Below are 22416 nucleotides of genomic sequence, written 5' to 3'. Positions count from 1 at the left end.
AGATGACCGCCAGTCTGGCGGCCATGACATTCAGTGTTAGCCTGCCTCTGCTTTACCCCAGTGCTTTGCCTTTAAGCAGCTTGCGTACCCAATAACGGGCTGGGTGGAGCGATTCCAGCAGATCGGCGGCCAGCGGCAGGGGCTCGCCGCAGATCTCGCTGGCGAGCAGCTCGCCACAGAGCGGCGCCGAGCACAGACCCCGCGAACCGAGCGCCCCCAGCACATAGAGGCCGGGGTGAAGGGGGAGCGGCTGGGCGTTGTGCTGATCATGCTGCAGATCCGCATAGTGATCCGCCAGACCTTGCAGTCTGGCCACTGGCCCCACCACCGGCAGGTGATCCCGACTGGCACAACGCACCCCGACCCGCGCCTCGTTGCCGCTCACATCCACCTCGGCGGGCCAGGTTTGCTCCGGCAGGCAGGTTTGTAACCGTGCCTGATTCTGGATTTGCTCCTCGGCCCGAAACTCAAGACCGATCTGGTTGCGGCCATAACTGGCACCGATGCAGTGTTGATCGTTGTGCATCGGTGTGAGGTAGCCATCGTAGCAGAGCACACTCTTGAGCTGACGCAAGCTGGCGGTGGTCGGTACATGGCTCACCTGACCGCGCACCGGATAGAGCGGCAGCTCGGCAAAGGGGAGCAGTGCTGGCAACTGGTGACCGGCAGCGACCACCAGATGGGGGGCCTGCCAGTGGCGGCCATCCTGGCTCTCTACTTGCCAGCCATCGGCCTGCTCGGCAATGGCCACCACCTCGGTCTTGAACACCACCTCCAGCAGGCCGCTGGCTTGTGCTTCTTTGATCGCTGCGCGGGTGAGATCGGCCGGGCAGAGCCAGCCCCCCAGCGGGTAACTGACGCCGCTGTGGCCGCAGGGCAGGCCAACCACCTGCTCTACCTCTGCTGTAGAGAGGGGATGCATCAGCTCGGGGGGGAAGGGGCCCTGACTCATTTTCGCCAGCTTGGCTGCCGATTTGTCGTCATAACCGAGCTGGGTCACTCCGCATAATTCGAAAGCGATAGGATGGCGTTCGGCCAACGCCAGCAGCCGCTGGCGGGCATAGCCAAAGGCGAGCGAATAGAAACGCGACAACGCATCGTGCTCGCCGTTGAGCAGGGGATAGAGCGCCCCCTGGCGGTTGCCGGAGGCGCCGGTGGCCGGTTCGCCATCTGCACACAGCAACGTTACCTTGCGACCTCGCTCCACCAGAGAGAGCGCCGTCATGGCCGAGGCGATGCCGCCGCCGATGATCACCACCTCGCCAGCGCGTCCGGCAGGACGGGCATACCAGGGGGCGATGGTCTGCTGCGGCGGCTTGTCGGTGCGATCACCCACCAGCATCTCCCGCTTGCTACCGTGGCCCTTCACCTTCTTCATGGCAAAACCGGCGGCAATCAGGCCGCGCCGGACAAAACCGGCGCAGGTAAAGGTGGCGATGGTGCAATCTGGACGGGCGAGGCGAGCGAGACCGTCAAACAGCCCCTGTGTCCACATCTCCGGGTTCTTGGCCGGGGAGAAACCATCCAGATACCAGGCATCCACCAGACCCTCTGCCCGGTGAGGCACCTGCGGCAGCATATCCTTGATATCGCCAAACCAGAGATCGAGGCGAATGCGGCCGCCCGCAAAATGCAGGCGGTGGCAACCGGAGATCGGCAGCGGCCATTGGGCGATAAGGTCCTGACTCAAGTGGCCAAGTTCAGGCCAGGCCGCCAGCGCCTTGCGCAGATCGTCTTGGGTCAGGGGGTATTTCTCGAAACTGATGAAGTGCAGACGGGAGCCGTTGCCGGATTGGGGTGCCTGTTCCAGGAAGGCTTGCATTGTCGCCAGAAAGTTAAGGCCTGTGCCGAAACCTGTTTCACCTATCACGAAACTGTCGTTATCGTGGTGCGAAAATCGCGCAGGTAGCCGGTTTTGCTGCAAAAAGACGTAGCGGGTTTCACTTAGACCGTTATCATTGGAAAAGTACACATCCCCGAAGTCACTGGAGACCGGAGTTCCCGCTTCATTCCAGTCCAATCGGGCATGATGTAAGGATGTTTGACTCACGTTTTCCTCGGCTCGCGTCACAAAATCGCGGGCATTCTACGTGAAAGCAGACCAGTTTGGCAGCCGAAAGCGGGTAGACTTGGCGCCAGTTTTTCCAGACGAGATGAATTAATGAGAAGAGCAGTGATCACCGGTATCGGCGTCATCTCCAGTATCGGCAACAACAAGGAAGAAGTGCTGGCCTCCCTGAAAGCAGGTAAATCCGGCATCACCTATTCCGAGCAGTTCGAGCAGCACAACCTGCGCAGCCGTGTCTGGGGTAACATCAAACTCGAACCGTCTGAACTGATCGACCGTAAAGTCATGCGTTTTATGGGTGACGCTGCGGCCTACGCCTACCTCTCCATGCAGCAGGCCATTGCAGATGCCGGTCTGGCGGAAGATCAGGTCTCCAACGAGCGGACCGGCCTGGTGGTCGGTTCAGGTGGTGCCTCCGGCAAGAACACCTCGGAATCTGTGGATATCGCCCGCGACAAAGGGGTCAAGCGTGTGGGTCCTTACATGGTGCCGCGCACCATGTCCTCCACCACCTCTGCTTGCCTGGCGACCCCGTTCCAGATCAAGGGTGTCAACTACTCCATCAGCTCAGCTTGCGCCACCTCTGCGCACTGCATCGGTCACGCGCTTGAGCTGATCCAGCTTGGCAAACAGGATGTGGTCTTCGCCGGTGGCGGTGAAGAGCTGGACTGGTCCTCTACCATCCAGTTTGACGCCATGGGCGCCCTCTCCACCAAGTACAACGACACGCCTGAAAAAGCCTCCCGTACCTATGATGTGAACCGCGACGGTTTCGTTATCTCCGGTGGCGGCGGCATTCTGGTGATTGAAGAGTTGGAACATGCGCTGGCCCGTGGTGCTCACATTTATGCTGAGCTGACCGGTTACGGTGCCACCTCCGATGGCTATGACATGGTCGCGCCGAGCGGTGAAGGCGCGGTGCGTTGCATGAAGATGGCGATGCAAGGTGTGGGCAAGGTTGATTACATCAACACCCACGGCACCTCCACTCCGGTGGGTGATACCAAAGAGCTGGAAGCTATCCAGACGCTGTTTGGCGCCAACGGTCCCAAGATCTCTGCCACCAAGGCGATGACCGGCCATGCGCTGGGGGCTGCAGGTGTGCACGAGGCTGTCTACTCCCTGCTGATGATGGAACATGGCTTTATCGCCCCCAGCATCAACATCGAGACCCTGGACGAGAAAGCGGAAGGTCTGCCCATCGTGCGCGAGTACGAAGCTACCGAGCTCAATACCGTCATGTCCAACAGCTTCGGCTTTGGCGGTACCAACGCCTCTTTGGTGTTCAGCAAGTTCAAAGCTTGATCATCCGGTTGATATGAAAAAAGCGCCTCAGGGCGCTTTTTTTGTTTCCGTGATCTGCCATCACTCATTGCAGAGCAGAGCAGAGCAGAGCAGAGCAGAGCATCGGCCATTGTGGAATAGGAAGAGTGGGTTTGTGGCAGAGTTTAGTGCAGATGATGGGGGGGAGGTGGCGCCACACCAATAAGCCTGCTCTACATCTCTCTAGCGGGGCAGATAGCAAGAAGGGAGCCTGAGGCTCCCTTCTTTGTTAGCGGTAATGTGATGGTACTGGCTAGAACCAGAAGCCGATGATAAAGGAGCCCGCCAGGGTCAGCATCACGTTGGCCACCGCATAGGTACCGGCATACCCGAGCGCCGGAATGGAGCTGTTGGCTGCCTCGTTGACCACATCCATGGCCGGAGCACAGGTGCGGGCACCGGTAATGGCGCCGAGCAGCAGCGCCGGGTTCATTTTCAGCACCCAGACCCCGAACAGATAACCCACCAGCACCGGTAGGGTGGTCACCAACATGCCTGAGAAGAGCACGACCATACCTACCTCGCTGAGGTGGTCGAGGATGCCGCCACCGGCTTTCAGGCCCGTGCTCACCATAAAGACCGCCAGACCCAGATCCTTGGCCAGCCGCAGGGCGCCGGGTGGTACATAGCCGACAGTCGGGTGGTTGGCCCGCAGGTAACCCATCAGGATGCCTGCCAGCAGCAGGCCGACGGCGTTGCCGAGGCCAAATTCGATCTGACCGAACACCAGCGAAACGGAGCCGATCAGCAGGCCGAGTACGAAGAAGGTGGTGAACGCTACCAGATCCGTGGTCTGGCTGTGGATGCTGATAAAGCCGATCTTGTTGGCCAGCAGTTTTACTCGCTGCTTCTCGCCACTGATCTGCAACACGTCGCCTTTTTGCAGCATGATGTTGCGATCAAACGGCATCTCGATTTGGGAGCGCACCACCCGGTTGAGGAAGCAGCCCTTCTCGGTGAGATTGAGCTCCACCAGATGACGGCCTACCACTGAGTCATTCTTTACCACGATCTCTTCGGTGACGATCTGCAGGTCGAGCAGGTTGCGATCAAACACCTCTTTACCGTTGCGGTAATTAACATCCAGCTTCTCGTGACTCTCGGGATAGCCCACCAGGGCGATTTCGTCCCCTTCCTGGATGACGGCATCACCATCGGGGCTCGCCAGGATGCCGTTGCGGCGGATCCGCTCCACATAGCAGCCGGTGTGGGGGTAGATGCCGGTTTCGCGCAGGGTACGTCCTCCAATCCAGGCGGCCAGCTCAGGCCCGACCCGATAGGCGCGGATGATGGGCAGATAGGTCTTGCGATTGTCGCTGTCGGAGAGACCCCGCTCTCGGGCAATCTTCTGTGCCTCGGTATTGAGGTCGAGTCGTGCCAGCGAGGGGAGATAGCGCACCACCAGCATCAGGCCCACCAGACCGACCAGATAGGTCAGGGCGTAGCCGATGCCCATGTTGTCCAGCACCGCTTGCATGTTGGTCTGGTGGGGTAGATTAAGCAGCCCGCTGCGCAGCGCATCTTGTGCACCGACCAATGCCGGTGTGGAGGTGAGGGAGCCAGCCAGAATGCCGGCCGCCATGCCGGGGCCCAGATTGAAGAACTTGGCCAGCCCGACGGTGAGAAACAGGGCGGTCAGCAGGATCACCAGGGTCAGCGTGATGTAGTGAATACCATCGCGCAGGAAGACGCTGAAGAAGTGGGGCCCAGCTTCAATGCCGACACAGAAGATGAACAGCATAAAGCCGACGTTTTCAGTGGTGGCAGTAAACTCGAAGCCCATCTGGCCGAACAGCAGGGCCGTGAACAACACGCCTATGGTGTTGCCAATTTGAAAGTTGCCAATACGCACCTTGCCAAGCAGCAGGCCAAAAGCCAGTACCACGAACAGCAGCAGGGAGTCGCTTTGATGTAGCAGTGTCACGAAATCTATGGTCATGCCCGGAAAAACCGAGGAAAAAAGTGGGGTCGATATTGTGCCGGATCTCTCCCCAATAAAGAAGCGCCAAGGGGTGATTAATCGGACGTTATCGAACGCAATTTGTGGACCTGGCGGCGTAATAGAGAGCCAAGCCGATGAAAGCAGGTCTTTTTTGCTGTTGTTGTCGCTGTCAATTAGTGAAATATGCTGCCCGCTAGCGAAGCGTGCTGGCGCAGCCCCATATGTTAGATTCTGCTGTCCAACCGCTTGGTTGGGAGCTGTTTCAGCAGATTCAACCGATGGCTGCCATGGTTGGCAGAGCGGCAAATTAGCTTGATATTTAGCCGCTTGCCCATGGGGCAAGGGTTGGCAAAAAGATGCGTCTTAAAAGTGTAAATAGCGCCTGTCACCCGGCTGTTCCGGAGGGGGCCAAAAAACAGCATAAAATCAGGTTGGCCAGCAAAATGACTGTTTGCCGGGCACCATCACGGGCAATCCCGCGTCCTGACAAGGCTTGCTGCAGTTACCCACAGAATCTGTGGATAACCCTGTTTATGAATCTTGTTTATCGCCCTGAAAGCCGCGCCACTACTGGGATGCAAGGGCTGTTCAAAAAATACCGGAAGAAAAATGTTTGTATAAAAATCAAATAGTTAGGCGCGACAGGAGAAAACTCTGTCGAGCCGGAACGGGTAACAAAAGGGAGCGTTAGCAGCAAGCAGGATCTTGTGCATTAAAATTGGCAGGAGAGGGCACTAAAGTGGATAACTTGCACCGAGATGGTGAGGAATTGGCTCCCCCGACTGGACTTGAACCAGTGACATACGGATTAACAGTCCGCCGTTCTACCGACTGAACTACGGGGGAACATCAGGCAAGGAGGAGCATCATACAGAAGGTGTCCGGGGTGGTCAAGCCATTCGCGGGATGATGGCACGGGTGTACCGGTTGAGATCACTCGGTTACACTGCGCTACTTGCTGTTTTGTGTCGGGAGTGTTCATGAGCAAATTGTTCAAGTTAGCCAGCCAGTTTCAACCTGCCGGGGATCAGCCCACGGCGATTGCTCAACTGCTGGATGGCATCGAGTCGGGGCTGGCTCACCAGACCCTGCTCGGGGTGACCGGTTCGGGCAAGACCTTCACCATGGCCAACGTCATCGCTACCCTGAACCGCCCGACCATGATCCTGGCGCCCAACAAGACCCTGGCGGCCCAGCTCTACGGTGAGATGAAGGCGTTTTTTCCCGACAACGCAGTGGAGTATTTCGTCTCCTACTACGACTACTACCAGCCCGAAGCCTATGTGCCGACCACCGACACCTTTATAGAGAAGGATGCCTCCATCAACGATCACATCGAGCAGATGCGATTGTCGGCCACCAAGGCGCTGCTGGAGCGGCGCGATGTGGTGATCGTTGCCTCGGTGTCGGCCATCTATGGTCTGGGGGACCCCCAAGCTTATCTGAGCATGATGCTGCACCTCAAAGTGGGGGATGTGATCAATCAGCGGGATATCCTGCGTCGTCTCGCCGAGCTGCAGTATACCCGCAACGATATGGCCTTCCAGCGCGGTACCTTCCGGGTGCGCGGAGAAGTGATCGACATCTACCCGGCCGAGTCGGACAAGCTGGCCCTGCGGGTTGAGCTGTTTGATGAAGAGGTGGAGCGCCTCTCCCTGTTCGACCCGCTAACCGGTGCCATCGAGCAGACGGTGGTGCGTTATACCATCTACCCCAAGACCCACTACGCCACCCCGCGCGAGACCATTCTCGGCGCCATCGAGCATATCAAGGAGGAGCTCAAAGGGCGCCGCGAGCAGCTGTTATCCCTCAACAAACTGGTGGAGGAGCAGCGCATCAGCCAGCGCACCCAGTTTGACATGGAGATGATGCAGGAGCTGGGTTACTGCTCCGGCATCGAGAACTACAGCCGCTACCTCTCCGGCCGGGCGCCGGGGGAGCCGCCGCCCACCCTGTTTGACTACCTGCCGGGGGATGGCCTGCTTATCATCGACGAATCCCATGTCACGGTGCCGCAGATCGGCGCCATGTTCAAAGGGGACCGCTCCCGCAAGGAGACCTTGGTGGAGTACGGCTTCCGGCTCCCCTCGGCACTCGATAACCGGCCGCTCAAGTTCGACGAGTTCGAGGCCCTGATGCCGCAGACGGTGTTTGTCTCGGCCACCCCCGGCCCTTATGAACTGGAGAAGTCCGGCGGCGATGTGGTGCAGCAGGTGGTGCGCCCAACCGGTCTGCTCGATCCGGAGATCGAGGTGCGTCCTGTGACCATTCAGGTGGACGATCTGCTCTCGGAGATCCGCAAGCGGGTCGCCGTGGAGGAGCGGGTGCTGGTCACCACCCTGACCAAGCGAATGGCTGAGGATCTGACCGAATATCTGGCGGAGCACAACGTCAAGGTGCGCTACCTCCACTCAGATATCGATACGGTCGAACGGGTGGAGATCATCCGGGATCTGCGCCTTGGCAAGTTCGATGTGCTGGTGGGCATCAACCTGTTGCGGGAAGGTCTCGATATGCCGGAAGTGTCGCTGGTGGCGATTCTGGATGCGGATAAAGAGGGCTTTCTGCGCTCGACCCGCTCGTTGATCCAGACCATCGGCCGGGCGGCGCGCAACCTTAACGGCAAGGTCATCCTCTATGGCGACACCATTACCAACTCGATGAAGGTGGCGATCGAGGAGACCGAGCGGCGCCGAGCCCTGCAGCATGCCCACAATCTCAAGCACGGCATCACTCCCAAGGGGCTCAACAAATCTATTGGCGATGTGATGGACACGGGGAGTAGCCGTGGCGCCGGTACAGGTAAAGCAGGCAAGGGAACGCGCAAGGCGGCCGAGCCACAAGGGGAGTACCATGTCCGCTCTGCCAGCGAGATTGCCAAAGAGATCAAGCGGATGGAGGAGCAGATGTTCCAACATGCCCGGGATCTGGAGTTCGAACAGGCGGCGGCACTGCGGGATCAGATCCAGCGGCTGCGCGGTGAGTTGATCGAGTCATGAGCCGTAAACGCTGGCTGATTTGGCAACGACTTCGTCGTCTCTATCAGGGCTTTCGCCATCCCGGGACCCCCTGGTGGGCGAGGGGCCTGGTGATCCTTATTCTGCTCTATGGCATCAGTCCGGTGGATCTCATCCCCGATGTGATGCCCTTACTGGGCTGGCTCGATGATGTGTCCCTGTTGTTACTCTTGCTTTGGGGTTGGGAGCGCTGCCTGCCTACTCACGTGCGCAAGGATCTCTCCTGAGAACAGCCCGAGCGGTTCGCTGTCGGCACCAGAATCATGAGCTCGCCGGGTGGTCTCATACGGGTTTTTTCTCTTGATTAAATAAGAGGCGTGAGGAGCGATTGTGAGCGGCATGGCATTGGCGTAGACTCCATGCCGTTCACTTTATGGGGATGGGAAAATGGATCTGCTTCTCTTTGCAATCGACTTTATTTTGCATGTTGACGTTCATTTGAAAGAGCTGTTCGAGAACTATGGCGTCTGGGTTTACGCCATTCTGTTTCTCATCATCTTCTGTGAAACCGGCTTGGTCGTCACGCCGTTCCTGCCTGGTGACTCCCTGTTGTTTGCCGCCGGTGCGCTTACCGTGGGCAGCGTGCTGGATGTCCACACTCTCGCAGGTGCCCTCATCATCGCAGCCGTGCTCGGCAATGTGGTGAACTACACCATTGGCCACTTCTTCGGCGAGCAGCTATTTCGCAATCCGGACTCCAACATCTTTCGCCGCGACTATCTGGAGAAGACCCACGCCTTCTATGCCAAGCATGGCGGCAAGACCATCATTATTACCCGATTCCTGCCTATCGTGCGTACGTTTGCGCCGTTTGTGGCAGGGATGGGGGCCATGACCTATCCGCGCTTTTTGGCGTTCAACCTGGTAGGCGGTCTGTTGTGGGTCGTCTCTTTCGTCTATGCGGGCCACTTTTTCGGCAATCTGCCGATGGTGCGTCACAACTTCACCTTGCTGATCTTCGGGATCATCGGTATCTCCCTGCTACCTATGGTGGTAGGAGCCGCAAAGGCGAAAATGAGCAGTGCCAAAGCCTGATGATACAGCCAAGCTGACATGAAAAAGGGGGAGCCATGATGGCTCCCCCTTTTTATATCCACACGGGCATGATGATCAGTTGCAGCAGCGTCCTTTTACCAGATTGCCGATGGCCACTACGGTGAAGACCAACAGGTAAGCGGCGAAGATGACGACCAGCCACTGGGGCATGGAGTAACCGAAGAACTGCCAGGTGATCTCGGCACAATCCCCTTCCGGCATAAAGAGCCAGGGAAGCCACTGATCGAGCGGGGCCCAGGTCGGGAAGTCAGCAAACGGACTGCAGACGTTGAACGGGGAGGGGTTAACCTGATAATCAACGTGCTTAAGTGCCAACTGGAATCCACGGAAGGCGCTGTAACCCCACAGTAGTATGGCGCTCCAGCGAAGATACCACTTATCCGGTGCCATCATGCCGAGTAGACCGGCGGCCAGCACACCCAGGGTCGCCAACCGCTCATAAACGCACATCACACAAGGGTGAAGGCCCAGCACATGCTGGAAGAAGAGAGCGCACAACTCGAGGAACAGGGCTGATGCTGCCAGCAGACCCCAGGCCAGTCGATGGGCTGCTACACGGCGGAGAAACTCGATCATCTTATTGATCTCTCAGAAAAAACAGTGGCTGAATTAGAGCAGAGCGGGAGAGAAAAGAAAAGGGCCCTGACGGGCCCTCGGGATCCGTTGCAACGGATTAGTGCAGCGCCGGTTGCACCGCTGGCAGTGTACTTTCCATCACCAGCCAGCCGTGTTGATAGAACCACTCGGTAGTCGGGGCGAGCAGTAATTCGACGGAAAAGAAGCCGACCAGCCCCAACACAATGGTGTAGGGTAGCGCCATCAATACCATACGGCCATAGGAGAGGCGCAGCAGTGGTGCCAGTGCCGAGGTGAGCATAAACAGGAAGGCAGCCTGACCATTGGGAGTGGCGACGGATGGCAGGTTGGTTCCCGTGTTGATGGCCACCGCCAGCATATCGAATTGGGCGCGATCGATAGCCCCATTGATCAGCGCCGTCTTCACCTCGTTGATGTAGACGGTGCCGACAAAAACGTTATCACTGACCATGGAGAGCAGGCCGTTCGCGATATAAAAGAGGGCCAATTGTTGATCCTGTTCTGCCGATAGAACCCACTGGATAACCGGTTTGAACAACTGTTGATCGATGATAACGGCCACGATACTAAAAAATACGGCCAGCAGGGCGGTAAAGGGAAGTGCCTCTTCGAAAGCCTTACCCAAAGCATGCTCTTCGGTGATCCCGGTAAATGAGGTCGCCAGCACGATGACCGACAGGCCAATCAATCCTACCGCCGCCAGATGCAGCGCCAGGCCGATGATCAGCCAGACAGCGATCAGCGCTTGTACCAGCAACTTGGCTTTGTCCTGCTGGCTGCGTTTGGCATTTTCATGCAAGTTGTACTCTTCCATGATCTTGCGTACCGAGTCCGGCAGCTTGGCACCATAGCCGAACCATCCCATCTTTTCGACCAGAACACAGGTCAGCAGGCCACAGATAAAGACGGGCAGCGAGACGGGAGCCATGCGAATGGCGAACTCGCCAAAGTGCCAGCCAGCCTGCTCGCCGATAATCAGGTTTTGCGGCTCTCCCACCAGGGTGCAGACACCGCCCAATGCGGTACCTATGGCGGCATGCATCATCAGGCTGCGCAGAAACGCACGAAACTGTTCAAGCGCCTGATGGTGATCTTCTTTTACCTCCTGATCATGGGTGTGGTCATGTGCATGTCCGAACCCCTTGCCGGAGGATACTTTGTGATAAATGGCATAAAAGCCGGTGGCAACGCTGATCACCACGGCAATCACGGTCAGTGCATCGAGGAAGGCGGACAGAAAGGCAGATACCAGGCAAAAGGAGAGAGAGAGCAGGGTCTTGGAGCGCACCCCGATCAGCAGCTTGGTAAAGACATAGAGCAGCAGTTGCTTCATGAAATAGATGCCTGCCACCATAAACACCAGCAACAGCAGCACTTCGATATTAGCGACCAGCTCATGTTTGACCTGATCGGCAGAGGTCATGCCGATCAGCACAGCTTCAATGGCTAGCAGACCACCAGGTTGCAAGGGATAGCACTTGAGGGCCATTGCCAGGGTGAAGATAAATTCGACAACCAGCAGCCAGCCGGCAGCAAAGGGATCGAGATAGAAGGCGATCGGGTTAATCACCAGAAATAACAGAATGGCGCTCTTGTACCACTTTGGCGCATTGCCCAAGAAGTTCTTGGCAAATGCGTTCCCTAAGCTGATTGGCATATAATGGGTCTCTGTTTCGTTTATTGGTATCTGTTGTAATGCAGTCAGGACTGGACCTGCCTGAATGGCCGGATGCTGTCCTATATCAGATTGATTCTTCATGATTTTAATCAAAAAGAGTCCTAACTATAAATAACACAGTGAAAGATACCCAAGATAGTGTTCATTTTGTCTCCTGATGCAGGGGATGATTGGTGCTTATTGCATCCAATTGGATGTTTTATACATATGGTTGAGCGGTTATGTGAGCAGAGGACTGACCTTATGCTTGCCAGCCATCATCGCTTTGATATCATTCGTCAGCCTTTTTACGCATCACAACAGAGTCAATTCATGGTTATAAAAGCGCAGAGCCCAGCAGGGTTTGCCGAGGAATACATCATCGAGTCCATCTGGAACAATCGCTTTCCTCCCGGATCTATTCTGCCCGCCGAGCGTGAATTATCCGAGTTGATCGGGGTGACGCGAACCACCTTGCGCGAAGTGCTGCAGCGACTGGCCCGAGATGGCTGGTTGACTATCCAGCATGGCAAGCCGACCAAGGTGAACAATTTCTGGGAAACCTCCGGCCTCAATATTCTGGAGACCCTGGCTCGTCTGGATCAGGACAAGGTACCTGATCTGATCGCTCAGCTGCTCTCCGCCCGAACCCACATCTGCACCATCTTTATCCGCGGGGCGATCCGTCACAATCCCGAGCAGGCTGCCGAGATCCTGCGTGGTGCCGATGGGGTCGAGAACAACGCCCAGGCTTATGCCGAGTTCGATTATCGCCTGCACCACCAGCTGGCATTTGCCTCCGGTAATCCGATCTACGCTCTGATCCTGAACGGTTTCAAAGGGTTGTACAGCCGCGTCGGCAGCTACTACTTCTCTGACAAGCAGGCTCGCGAGACCGCAGATGCTTACTACAAGACCCTGCTCAATCTGGCGGAGACCAAGAACCACGAAGCCGTGTTCATGACGGTGCGTCAGTACGGTATCGAGTCCGGCAAGCTCTGGACCCGCCTGCGTCAGGACATGCCAAGCGATCTGTGCGACAACTGATCCCTTGCCTGTGCTGCCCACGAAACGCGCCATCCGGCGCGTTTTTTTATTCTGCCGTGTTTGTGTCTATTCTTGATTAGTGGTGGTAATTGCTTGAACTGCATGGATATTTGGCCAAAAGCTTGATCCAGCGCAAATGAACCCTGCATTTATCACTTTGGTGGCATAGGACCCAACCGCTGATTGAGGTCAAATGGAGGCATCAAGAGCGGAGCCAATATCCGCCAGAAGGAACACACCTTTCACCGGATGAAGGACACAACGATGAGTCTTCTTGAACACACCATCTGGACAGTACTGGGATACGGGGCCATGCCCTTTATCTTTTTGAGCGGATTCGTGGCGGTGGCAGTGACCTGTTGCATGCTGCTGAATGCGTTCGGGGTACAGTCCGCCGAGAAGTGAGTCGCTTCTCCATGCCGCCAAATGCCAGTCTTCGGACTGGCATTTGTTTTTTGTGTCTTTTAAAGCACTTATCCCGGCAGGGAAGGGGAAATCTATGGTCAGGATGGTCGAACCTGCCGCCGATTTTGATTACACTGGCGCCCGTATTTCCCACTCACCCTTCTCTAATCCAGGTGTTCAAGGTTTTCTATGGCTCTCAAGGCAACCGTATTCAAGGCCCAGATCAGTTTGTCTGATATGGATCGCAATCTGTATCAGGATTTCTCCCTCACGCTGGCGCGCCACCCCTCCGAAACCGATGAGCGGATGATGATCCGGCTGGCAGCCTTTGCCTGGCACGCTGCCGAGCGACTGGAGTTCACCAAGGGATTGAGCGCCGATGACGAGCCCGAGCTTTGGTGCAAGAGTTACTCCGACGAAATAGAGCTCTGGATCGAGCTGGGCCAACCCGATGAAAAACGGCTGAAAAAGGCCTGTAACCGGGCCCGTCAGGTGGTGCTCTATCTCTACGGTGGGCGTGGTACCAGCGTCTGGTGGAAGCAGAATCAGGGCAAGCTGAGCCAGCATGACAACCTCAGCATCATCGAACTCTCCGACAGCCAGACCCTGCCGCTCACCGCCATGGTCGAGCGTACCATGCAGCTCACCTGCACTATCTCTGATGGCCAGCTCTGGGTCAGTAACGGCGCACTGGAAGTGACGCTGGATCCGGTGGTGCTGATGGGCAAACCGGCCCGCGAACTGTAACGGACGCCCCCATGTTCAGTGCCTTGCTCAATATCGTCATTCCGGTGTTCGCGGTGGTCGGGCTCGGCGCACTCTACGGGAGGTTGCGACCGGGGGCCGCCCTCGGTTACGTCAATCGGGCCAATATCGAGCTGTTTACCCCGGCGCTGGTCTTCTCCGCGCTGGTCAAATATCCGCTGGCGCTGGCGGAGCATCTGCCGCTGATTGCGGCGGGGGCGCTGGTTATTCTGTTACCCGGTCTGCTGCTTGCGCAGCTTAAACTCAAAGGCATTGAGCGGGCCGCGCTGATCTTGCCCGCCATGTTCCGAAATACCGGCAATCTTGGTATCCCCTTGATGGTGCTGGCATTTGGCGAGCAGCAACTGGGGGCTATCGTGATCCTCTTTGTGCTCTCCAATCTGCTGCACTTCTCGGTCGGCATGTTTATTCTCTCGGCCAATACCTCCCGCTGGCTGTGGCTGCGCAGCCCTGTGCTGTGGGCCGCGCTGGCCGGTTTGCTGGTGGCCAACCTGCACATTACGCTGCCGGAATATGTGGTGACCACGGCCTCGCTGCTCGGCCAGATCTCGGTGCCCCTGATGCTCTTTGCGTTGGGCATTCGCCTGATGGAGGGAGAGCTTGATCACCTTGGCCTCGCGCTCAAGTGCAACCTGCTCTATCTGCTGGCGGGGGGATTGTCGCTGTTGCTGGCGATCTGGCTGTTGCCCCTCAAGACGGAGTGGATCCCGCTGTTGATGTTGTCGGTTTCGCTGCCGCCAGCGGTGTTGAATTACATGCTCTGCGAGCAGTATCACTGTCAGCCGGACAAGGTGGCCAGTATCGTGCTCGGCGGCAATGCCCTCTCTGTGCTGGTGATCCCGCTGGCGGTCTGGCTGGCGCTGCACTCGCCATTCTGAGCATTCGCATCCCGGGAATGTTTGTTCCGCGTTTTCGCTATCCCCTGGGCGTATTGATGGCGCAGATATTGCTGTGTTCGCCGTTGAGGTGAACATGGAGAGCGAACAATGATCATTGGTGCAGCCCGATATCAATTAGTACAGCCAGCGCTGGGGGCGACCCGGATGAGTGAATATGCCGCAACGCAGCAGAAAAGTATCCAGCTTGCTGACGACAAGGTGACCTTGAATGCAAGTCGGGATGCATTTAATGCGACCTATGAACGACCTGTGTTGGCTCGCAAGGAGCCGGAGCGAAGCCTGACCCAGATTGCCTGGGATAACCTGGTGGCGCAGCGTGTCGGGCTGAGCCGGGAAAAGCTTGATGAGCTGGAGCAGCAGAAAAAAGAGGTTGAGCATAACAGCGAGCTCTCCGATGAAAAGAAGCAGCAGTTATTGGCGGATCTCGACAAGCAGAAGGAGGAGCTCATCAAGGAAGCAATCGAGCGGCGTCAGGCGCGTGGAGACGAAGAGCGCCAATCCAATCCTGACTCAGGCTCACCCAGTTAAAAATTGCTATTGGCGGCAACAGGTTGCCGGCTGCCAGGCAGCCCTTTGCCGTTTATAACGCACCATCTTCTTTCCCCGGACCTGCCTGCACATAGTGCGAGCTGTAGCGACACGCCATTTCCCTTTTCGTGATCCCCCCCGAAGTTGTTCCCCCTGATATCCCTTAGTATCTGGCCAGCATGACTCCCTTTAGGGGGAGGATAACAAGAACAAAAAGGAATGATGGATGAGATCCGTGAGCAACCAATGTCTGTTGATGCAGATCCAGCCAACCATCTTGCATTTTGCCAAGATGCTGGCGAGTGTGCTGCAGCTTGAGGTCGAGATTGTGGATGCCGATATGGTGCGGGTGGCTGGCACCGGGCCCTATGGCAAGTTCTTCGGACGTCAGCTGGAGGGAGATTCCCGCCTGCTGCGCTATGTAATTGATAACCAGCGGGAGAAGATCGTTACCCATACCAGTGATGATCCTGTCTGTGACGGCTGTACCTGCAAGGGGAGCTGCCGTGAGCGCGCCTTCCTCGGGGTGCCCATCATGGTGGACGAGCGCTGTATCGGGGTGATCAGTCTGGTGGCCTTCAGTGACGAGCAGCAGGCGCGCCTCAATAACAATCTGCAGGATGTGTGTGACTATGTGCGCCACATCTCCACCATCTTTGTAGCCAAGTTGCTCGATTCGCGCGGGCTATCGGATGGGGTCAACAAGGTGTTCCTCAATCTGATGACTCACATGGATCAGGGTTGCCTGCTGCTCGATGACAAGAGTCAACTGCTCTACGCCAACGATGCGGCGCTCCATCATCTGGGTTGCCAGCAGGAACAGCTGCAGGGGCGTGAAGTGGGGATCCGCCCGCTGACCTTCTCCCGACAGGGGTTGAGCGGCCATATCCAGCACATCATCACCTTTGAAGGTTGCCAGGAGCTGATCATTGGTCAGCTGCACCATGTGCAGGGGCAGCTGCTCTTTCTGATGGCCTTTCACCAGTCCCACTCCGGTCAGGTGCAGGAGCCGGATCCGGACGTGCGGATCGATCAGTTGATCGGCGAGAGCAAGCCGATGCGCACCCTCAAACGGCTGCTGCACCGCATCGCCCAGAGTCCCTCCAGCGTGTTGATCTGTGGCGAGAGCGGCACCGGTAAAGAGGTGGTGGCCCGTGCCGTCCATCGCCTCAGTCCGCGGCAGGATAAGCCGTTCATCGCCATCAACTGTGCCGCCATTCCCGAACAACTGCTGGAGAGCGAGCTGTTTGGCTATGTGAAGGGATCCTTTACCGGCGCGGCCAGCGGGGGCAAACAGGGCCTGATCCAGGCGGCCCATCAGGGCACCCTGTTCCTTGACGAGATTGGCGACATGCCGCTCACCATGCAGGCCAAGCTGCTGCGGGTGCTGGAGCTGCGGGAGGTGACCCCCATCGGGGCCAGCCGACCGGTGCCGGTGGATATTCGCATCATCGCCGCTACTCACCAGCATCTCGATCAATACATCGCCGAAGGGAAATTTCGTGAAGATCTCTTCTACCGCATCAACGTTATCCCCCTCAACCTGCCGCCACTGCGGGAGCGGGAAGGGGACGTGGAGCTGCTGACTCATTACTTCCTCAACCTGCACACCAACCGCATTGGCATCGTCTATCCCGGTCTGGCGCCCGAGGTGATGGCGCTGCTCAAGGGGTATCGCTGGCCGGGCAATGTGCGTGAGCTTAGCAACCTCATCGAATATCTGGTCAATGTCAGTCAGGCGGGCGAGGTGATTGACGCCAGCCTGCTGCCCCCCAATATCATCCGCAATCAGGAGCCCCATCGCGTGGCGGCCCAGTCGATCCCGGTGACCAATCTGGATGCGTCGTTCAATGTGGCTGCCACAGCTCCGCTCGCCGCCATGCCGGAGAAGCTGCCTGAACCCGTTCCGGGTGAGAGCGGCCTTGAGAGCATGGAAAAACAGATGATTGAAGAGACCCTGCAGCGGCTTGGCAACAAAAAACTGGCCGCACAGGCGCTGGGGATTGGGATTGCCACCCTCTATCGCAAGATAAAGAAGTACGAGATTGCCGTGCAGAGCTGAGGTGCTGGCGGCATCTATCCGGCCCGTGTCGTTTATCGGATGAGACGGGCTTTTTATTGGAACAAGGTTCTGCACCATTGCCCGGTCGGTGATGAACTGATTGGCGGGGAAGGGGGGGACAGAATGCAAAAAGCCCGCTCGATGAGCGGGCTTTTTTAATCTGGTGCGTCCTAGTGGATTCGAACCACCGACCCCCACCATGTCAAGGTGATGCTCTAACCAGCTGAGCTAAGGACGCAGGGTGCGCAATGCGACTTTTATTTCTTTATGCAGAAGTGGTGGGTTTAATTGGATTCGAACCAACGACCCCTACCATGTCAAGGTAGTGCTCTAACCAACTGAGCTATAAACCCACATCTCTATTCAACTGGACTCGAACCAACGACATCCTATATGCCATGTCAAGGTAGTGCTCTAACAAACCGAGCTATAAACCCACATCTGGAATATCTGCATTTCTTTCAAACTGAATGGTGCGTCCTAGTGGATTCGAACCACCGACCCCCACCATGTCAAGGTGATGCTCTAACCAGCTGAGCTAAGGACGCATAATCAGTATTTTGTAATGGTGCGTCCTAGTGGATTCGAACCACCGACCCCCACCATGTCAAGGTGGTGCTCTAACCAGCTGAGCTAAGGACGCATCACAGAAAAAGTGGTGGGTTTAATTGGATTCGAACCAACGACCCCTACCATGTCAAGGTAGTGCTCTAACCAACTGAGCTATAAACCCACTTCACTACGCCAGCATTGCTGGCGTGGTCGGCATACTACCCATGGCCCCCAAGGCTGTCAACAAGGGACATGCACAAAGCAGACTGTTTGCCCAGTTCTTGCGCAGCCTGTTGATTTTACAGGCTCACATCTTCCGGGACGGGGGGAGCGAAGATCACCGCAGGGGCCTGGTTGCAGCGGCTAAATACGGCTTGCCAGGCATGGGCGTGACGCAGAGTAGCCGCCCGAAAATCCTGCCAGACCAGGCTATCGAGTCGAGCGGCATAGGTGAGGCGCCAAGGAGCAAGCGCCGGACTGTAGTCATCGGCAAACAGGGCTGCCAGGGGGGATTCAATCAGACGATACTGGCGTTCAAGGTGTGCCAGCCAGGGTTGCAGTGACTTGCCATAGTAGTGGGTCATGGCGCCGCGCAGTCGACCCAGACGCTGCGGATCCGTTGTCGGACAGAGCCGAGATGCGGGCATGTCCTCCAGTTGTGCGCTGATCTGGTTGAGCCAGGCCGCAGCCAGTGACAGAGAGTAGAGCAAGCGGGGCAGCGCATCGGAGCGGTAGAGCGGCTCGAGGATCAGTGCCAGGGATGGTAATGACTCTGGGGGATGGCTCGGGTTATTGACGGCCAGTTGCCACTGGTGCAGCTGTTCGAGTGCCAAGCGGCTTGCCTGCACGGAGCGATCCAGAGGGAGCGGTTGGTGCCTGGGATTGAAGGTACGACGCAATTCAGTAGTGCTGACCAGCAGGTTCCAGAAACGGTCCGGCAGCATGTCAGACTTTTGCCTGGCCAGCTCCTGAAGCCAGCGAGCTTGTTCCGGGTCGGCAAGCCGGCAGCGCTGCAGCCCCTGTACCAGTTGCCACTCATAGGCAAGCTGATTGACGTGGTCACCGCTGCGGCCGAGAGAACCGTTGCGTTCTGCGATCAGGGCGCCAAGTCCGCACTGATTGAGAGGCAGTATGTCGAGCAGACCGATCCTGAGGTCCGGCAGCGGCCGTTGCAAGTGCCGTTGTGCTGGCAATGGGATAACAGGCACGGTTGGAGGCGGTGGGTCTGGCTGCTCGAGGAGATGGTTGAGCCTGGTTTGATAGGTGGCGAAATCGGCAGGAATATCGGGGGAACAGCCTGCCAGCAGCCCCCCCAGTAGCACGCATATCAAATTACGAACGGGTGCCGAAACGGCCATATATCACCTTGAGGCGAGCCCCCAGCATCAGAGCCGCACCGGTTAAACCAACGATAAAGCCGATCCAGAATCCCTGTGGCCCCATCCGTGGCACTACCCAGTCGGTCAGCCCCAGGATCATGCCGCTTGGCAGCCCCATGCCCCAATAAGCGATGATGGTGATGTAAAAGATCGCCTGGGTATCCTTGTAACCCCTTAGTGCGGCAGCCGCGATCACCTGTACCGAGTCGGAGATCTGATAGATGGCTGCAAAGAACAGCAAGATGGCGGCCAGGGCGATCACCTGCCGATCATCGGTATAGATGGCGGCAATCTGATCGCGCAGCAGCACCGTCAGGGCAGCCGTTCCGGCGGCAATCGCCATCCCCAGCATCAATCCGGTTCGGGCGGCGACCCGGGCATGATCAGGCAATCCTTCGCCGATGCTGTGGCCGACCCGGATGGTGACGCCGACACCGATGGAGAGGGGCAGCATAAACACCAGGCTGGAGAAGTTGAGGGCAATCTGGTGGCTTGCCACTGTTTCGGCGCCGAAGGGGGCTAGCATCAGGGCCACCACAGTAAACAGGGTCACCTCGCAGAAGATCGCCATGGCGATGGGGAACCCCAAGCGAAACAGTCGCCAGATCCGGCTGCCGTTGGGGCGAGCCAGCTGAGAGAAGAGGCGTATTTCGGTGAAGTGACGGGAGAGCTTCACATAGAGGATCATCGCCAGCAACATGGCCCACAGCACGATGGCGGTGGCCACGCCACAGCCGACACCGCCGAGGGCGGGCATGCCAAAGTGGCCATAAATGAAGATGTAGTTGGCGGGAATATTGACCGCCAGCCCCACAAAACCTATCACCATGGTGGGCATGGTGTGGGAGAGCCCCTCGCTGAAGTTGCGCAGCACCTGGAACAGCACGAAGGCGGGTAGTCCCCATAGAATGGCGTGCAGATAGCCCGCCGTTTTGGTCGCCATCAGGGGATCGACCTCCATGAACAGCAGGGCCAGCGGACTGAAGTAAAGGGCGACCATGGCCACCGGTGTGACCATGAGTGCAAGCCAGAAGCCCTGATGCACAGCTGGACGCACTTCGTTCCGTTTACGTGCGCCATTGAGTTGGGAGACGATGGGGGTGAGCGCCATGATGATCCCCTGCACCAGCAGGATCACCGGCAACCAGAAGCTGGATGCCACCGACACAGCGGCGAGATCCACTGCACTGACTTGTCCCGCCATCACAGTGTCGACAAAGTTCATGGCGATCTGGGCCACCTGAGCGACCAGAATGGGGCTGGCTAGACGAACGAGTTGCCTCGCCTCGGACCAATAACGTTGCACTGACACCTCCGAGTGGATCAGATAAGAGCAAAAAGAGCGGAAATGGGGGAGAGCCTCTGCACTTTCGGACGAAAGTGCAGAGGGTGGGGGAGGCATTCTAGCCTGAAAACGATACAGGGTGAAACGTTTGGCTTTGAATGTGGTCGATCAGGCGTCTTGGTGATCGCTGATCAGCAGGTTGGCGGCGGCATAGGCTGCCTGCTCGCGCAGCTCGGCGGGCACCCGCTCATCGGCGGCGACCGCGTCGAGGGCACGGATGGTGGCGGCGATGGCGTTAGGTACATAGCCCTGCTCGCCGGAGCCAATCTGGTTATAGGCGATGCGGATCGCTTCACAACATTGATATACCAGCATGTCTTGTTTCCTTGTTTACCCGGATGTGAACGGCGTCACTATAGCGATCGGCCGCGAGCTTGTCAGCCAGTACCCTTGTCTCACCCTCTGCCCGAGGTTAATCTGCCCTTTTTGTCGTAGCAGGAGAAACCAGATGTTCACTGGCATAGTGCAGGGGACCGCCGAACTGGTGGCCATCGAGGAGCAACCCAACTTCCGTACCCATGTGATCCGCATGCCAGACCCGGCGTGGGGGGCAGGGTTGACCCTCGGTGCCTCGGTTGCCCACAACGGCTGCTGTTTGACTGTCACCCGGGTTGAAGGGGAGCGGGTCAGCTTCGATCTGATGCAGGAGACCCTGCGCCTCACCAACCTCGGCCAGCTGCAGATAGGGGACAAGGTCAATGTGGAGCGGGCCGCCCGCTTTGGTGACGAGATCGGCGGTCATGCCATGTCTGGCCATATCATCGGCATGGCAGAGGTCACCTCGGTGATAGACACCCCCAACAACCGCCAGGTGTGGTATCGCCTCGCTCCCGAGTTGATGAAATATGTGCTGACCAAGGGCTACATCGGCATCGATGGTATCAGTCTGACCATAGGTGAGGTGCGCGAGCGGGAGTTTTGCGTCCATCTGATCCCCGAGACGCTGGCCCGCACCAACCTGGGTTGGGTCAAGGCGGGCTGGCAGACCAATATCGAGATCGATCCCCAGACCCAGGCCATCGTCGATACCGTGGAGCGGGTGCTGGCGGCACGCGGAGGCAACTGAAGGGAACGGTACGGTTTCAAGCGTCAATAACAAGGGCCTGCAGTGTGCAGGCCCTTGTTATTCATGTGGTGAAAATATCCACTCAACTTTCTATGACTCGCAGTCAAAACAGTTACTCGTCCTTTTGCGACTCACAGTCAAAACAGCTGCTCGTCCTTTTGTGACTCGCAATCAAAACAGTTGCTCGTCCTTTTGTGGCTCGCAATCAAAACAGTTGCTCGTCATCCGCATCCACAAAGAGTTGCAGGCGGTCGTGCTCCTCATCCCGATGAAGCCGCAGGTGGATCGGATTGCAACAAGCCATGCAATCTTCGTAAAACTCCTGATCACCCTGGCTGGCATCCAGCTCGACCCGGGTATGGTGGCCACAGTGGGGGCAGACGATGCGCTTGCTGGTGTACTCGATCATGATAACCTCCTTGGGCCCAGAGGCCGCCTATCTACCCTGATTCTAGTCGGGCAGCAGGGGGTTAACCGCGAGCAAACGCACGTTTATGACAGAGATCAAGCCTGAGGGATGGCAAGGTGCAACCGGTTCGACTGGTCGTGTGCGAGAGGGGCAATCTGGTTGTGAATGACCAGTGAAAATAGATGATTGCCAACGGATGGTTAGCAATTGCAGGGAGCTGGAGCCCCCTGCGGATATGAGAACGCGAGCGCAGCAAGGCGCCTATAGGCGCTACTTGGTCCAGCTGGCCAGCATCTCGC

19 protein-coding genes and 6 tRNA genes are annotated in these 22416 nt (G+C 57.5%); 11 read left to right on the top strand and 14 right to left on the bottom strand.

Annotated features, from left to right (window positions below; genetic code table 11):
- Positions 1-52: 52 nt before the first annotated feature.
- Positions 53-2071 carry a bifunctional tRNA (5-methylaminomethyl-2-thiouridine)(34)-methyltransferase MnmC2/FAD-dependent 5-carboxymethylaminomethyl-2-thiouridine(34) oxidoreductase MnmC1 gene (gene mnmC / locus BN1117_RS17525; protein ID WP_209435252.1) on the bottom strand — a complete coding sequence of 673 codons (2019 nt, stop codon included), beginning with the start codon at positions 2069-2071 and terminating at the stop codon, positions 53-55.
- A gap of 90 nt (positions 2072-2161) precedes the next feature.
- Between mnmC and fabB the strand changes: the two genes are divergently transcribed.
- Complete coding sequence (fabB, locus tag BN1117_RS17520) at positions 2162-3373, top strand: beta-ketoacyl-ACP synthase I (RefSeq protein WP_040099460.1); 1212 nt, start codon at positions 2162-2164, stop codon at positions 3371-3373.
- A 271-nt stretch (positions 3374-3644) separates the two neighbouring features.
- Here fabB and BN1117_RS17515 read toward each other — a convergent pair whose 3' ends face one another.
- Positions 3645-5330, bottom strand: a complete 1686-nt coding sequence (locus BN1117_RS17515; RefSeq protein WP_040099458.1) for an aspartate:alanine antiporter — start codon at positions 5328-5330, stop codon at positions 3645-3647.
- A 773-nt stretch (positions 5331-6103) separates the two neighbouring features.
- A tRNA-Asn gene (locus BN1117_RS17510) sits at positions 6104-6179 on the bottom strand.
- A 134-nt stretch (positions 6180-6313) separates the two neighbouring features.
- On the opposite strand from BN1117_RS17510, the gene uvrB reads away from it, so the two are divergent.
- From uvrB to BN1117_RS17495, 3 genes are all read left to right on the top strand, one after another.
- Positions 6314-8332: an excinuclease ABC subunit UvrB gene (gene uvrB, locus BN1117_RS17505; RefSeq protein WP_040099456.1), complete on the top strand. Its 2019-nt coding sequence runs from the start codon at positions 6314-6316 to the stop codon at positions 8330-8332.
- On the top strand, positions 8329-8577 hold the full coding sequence (locus tag BN1117_RS17500; protein WP_040099455.1) for a YkvA family protein: 249 nt from the start codon (positions 8329-8331) through the stop codon (positions 8575-8577). The genes uvrB and BN1117_RS17500 overlap by 4 nt, the downstream gene beginning before the upstream one ends.
- Positions 8578-8737: 160 nt before the next feature.
- A complete protein-coding gene (locus BN1117_RS17495) occupies positions 8738-9385 on the top strand; it encodes a DedA family protein (RefSeq protein ID WP_040099453.1) in 648 nt (215 codons plus the stop codon).
- Positions 9386-9460: 75 nt separating this feature from the next.
- On the opposite strand, the gene dsbB is transcribed toward BN1117_RS17495, so the two are convergent.
- Complete coding sequence (dsbB, locus tag BN1117_RS17490; RefSeq protein WP_040099451.1) at positions 9461-9982, bottom strand: disulfide bond formation protein DsbB; 522 nt, start codon at positions 9980-9982, stop codon at positions 9461-9463.
- A 97-nt stretch (positions 9983-10079) separates the two neighbouring features.
- On the bottom strand, positions 10080-11660 hold the full coding sequence (gene nhaB, locus BN1117_RS17485) for a sodium/proton antiporter NhaB (RefSeq protein WP_040099449.1): 1581 nt from the start codon (positions 11658-11660) through the stop codon (positions 10080-10082).
- A 333-nt stretch (positions 11661-11993) separates the two neighbouring features.
- Between nhaB and fadR the strand changes: the two genes are divergently transcribed.
- From fadR to BN1117_RS17460, 6 genes are all read left to right on the top strand, one after another.
- Positions 11994-12707 carry a fatty acid metabolism transcriptional regulator FadR gene (fadR, locus tag BN1117_RS17480; protein WP_026034983.1) on the top strand — a complete coding sequence of 238 codons (714 nt, stop codon included), beginning with the start codon at positions 11994-11996 and terminating at the stop codon, positions 12705-12707.
- Positions 12708-12971: 264 nt separating this feature from the next.
- Positions 12972-13112 carry a TIGR02808 family protein gene (locus BN1117_RS19230; protein ID WP_005345965.1) on the top strand — a complete coding sequence of 47 codons (141 nt, stop codon included), beginning with the start codon at positions 12972-12974 and terminating at the stop codon, positions 13110-13112.
- Positions 13113-13301: 189 nt separating this feature from the next.
- Complete coding sequence (locus BN1117_RS17475) at positions 13302-13859, top strand: YaeQ family protein (RefSeq protein WP_040099447.1); 558 nt, start codon at positions 13302-13304, stop codon at positions 13857-13859.
- A gap of 11 nt (positions 13860-13870) precedes the next feature.
- Complete coding sequence (locus BN1117_RS17470; protein ID WP_040099445.1) at positions 13871-14755, top strand: AEC family transporter; 885 nt, start codon at positions 13871-13873, stop codon at positions 14753-14755.
- Between the two features lie 108 nt (positions 14756-14863).
- A complete protein-coding gene (locus tag BN1117_RS17465) occupies positions 14864-15304 on the top strand; it encodes a hypothetical protein (protein ID WP_040099443.1) in 441 nt (146 codons plus the stop codon).
- Positions 15305-15530: 226 nt separating this feature from the next.
- On the top strand, positions 15531-17366 hold the full coding sequence (locus BN1117_RS17460; protein ID WP_040099441.1) for a sigma 54-interacting transcriptional regulator: 1836 nt from the start codon (positions 15531-15533) through the stop codon (positions 17364-17366).
- Between the two features lie 161 nt (positions 17367-17527).
- On the opposite strand, the gene BN1117_RS17455 is transcribed toward BN1117_RS17460, so the two are convergent.
- The 8 genes from BN1117_RS17455 to BN1117_RS17420 form a co-directional block, all read right to left on the bottom strand.
- Positions 17528-17604, bottom strand: a tRNA-Val gene (locus BN1117_RS17455).
- Between the two features lie 38 nt (positions 17605-17642).
- Positions 17643-17719, bottom strand: a tRNA-Val gene (locus BN1117_RS17450).
- Between the two features lie 118 nt (positions 17720-17837).
- Positions 17838-17914, bottom strand: a tRNA-Val gene (locus tag BN1117_RS17445).
- An 18-nt stretch (positions 17915-17932) separates the two neighbouring features.
- A tRNA-Val gene (locus tag BN1117_RS17440) sits at positions 17933-18009 on the bottom strand.
- Positions 18010-18022: 13 nt separating this feature from the next.
- A tRNA-Val gene (locus BN1117_RS17435) sits at positions 18023-18099 on the bottom strand.
- Positions 18100-18217: 118 nt separating this feature from the next.
- Positions 18218-19276: a DUF3080 family protein gene (locus BN1117_RS17430; RefSeq protein ID WP_082032624.1), complete on the bottom strand. Its 1059-nt coding sequence runs from the start codon at positions 19274-19276 to the stop codon at positions 18218-18220.
- On the bottom strand, positions 19251-20603 hold the full coding sequence (locus BN1117_RS17425; protein ID WP_040099440.1) for an MATE family efflux transporter: 1353 nt from the start codon (positions 20601-20603) through the stop codon (positions 19251-19253). The genes BN1117_RS17430 and BN1117_RS17425 overlap by 26 nt, the downstream gene beginning before the upstream one ends.
- Before the next feature lie 147 nt (positions 20604-20750).
- The gene (locus BN1117_RS17420; protein WP_040099438.1) at positions 20751-20957 is read right to left on the bottom strand and encodes a YaeP family protein; all 207 of its coding nucleotides are present in this window, start codon (positions 20955-20957) and stop codon (positions 20751-20753) included.
- Positions 20958-21090: 133 nt separating this feature from the next.
- Here BN1117_RS17420 and BN1117_RS17415 point away from each other — a divergent pair, with 133 nt between their 5' ends.
- A complete protein-coding gene (locus BN1117_RS17415) occupies positions 21091-21708 on the top strand; it encodes a riboflavin synthase (RefSeq protein ID WP_040099436.1) in 618 nt (205 codons plus the stop codon).
- Positions 21709-21913: 205 nt separating this feature from the next.
- Here the strand turns inward: BN1117_RS17415 and BN1117_RS17410 are convergent, their stop codons facing one another.
- Entirely contained in the window at positions 21914-22117 is a 204-nt protein-coding gene (locus tag BN1117_RS17410; protein ID WP_040099434.1) for a CPXCG motif-containing cysteine-rich protein, read from the bottom strand.
- Between the last annotated feature and the right edge of the window lie 299 nt (positions 22118-22416).

Source organism: Aeromonas australiensis (genome assembly GCF_000819725.1).
Lineage (GTDB): Bacteria > Pseudomonadota > Gammaproteobacteria > Enterobacterales > Aeromonadaceae > Aeromonas > Aeromonas australiensis.
The sequence above is the reverse complement of the archived record's forward strand: the minus strand, read 5'-3'. Positions and strand labels throughout refer to the sequence as shown.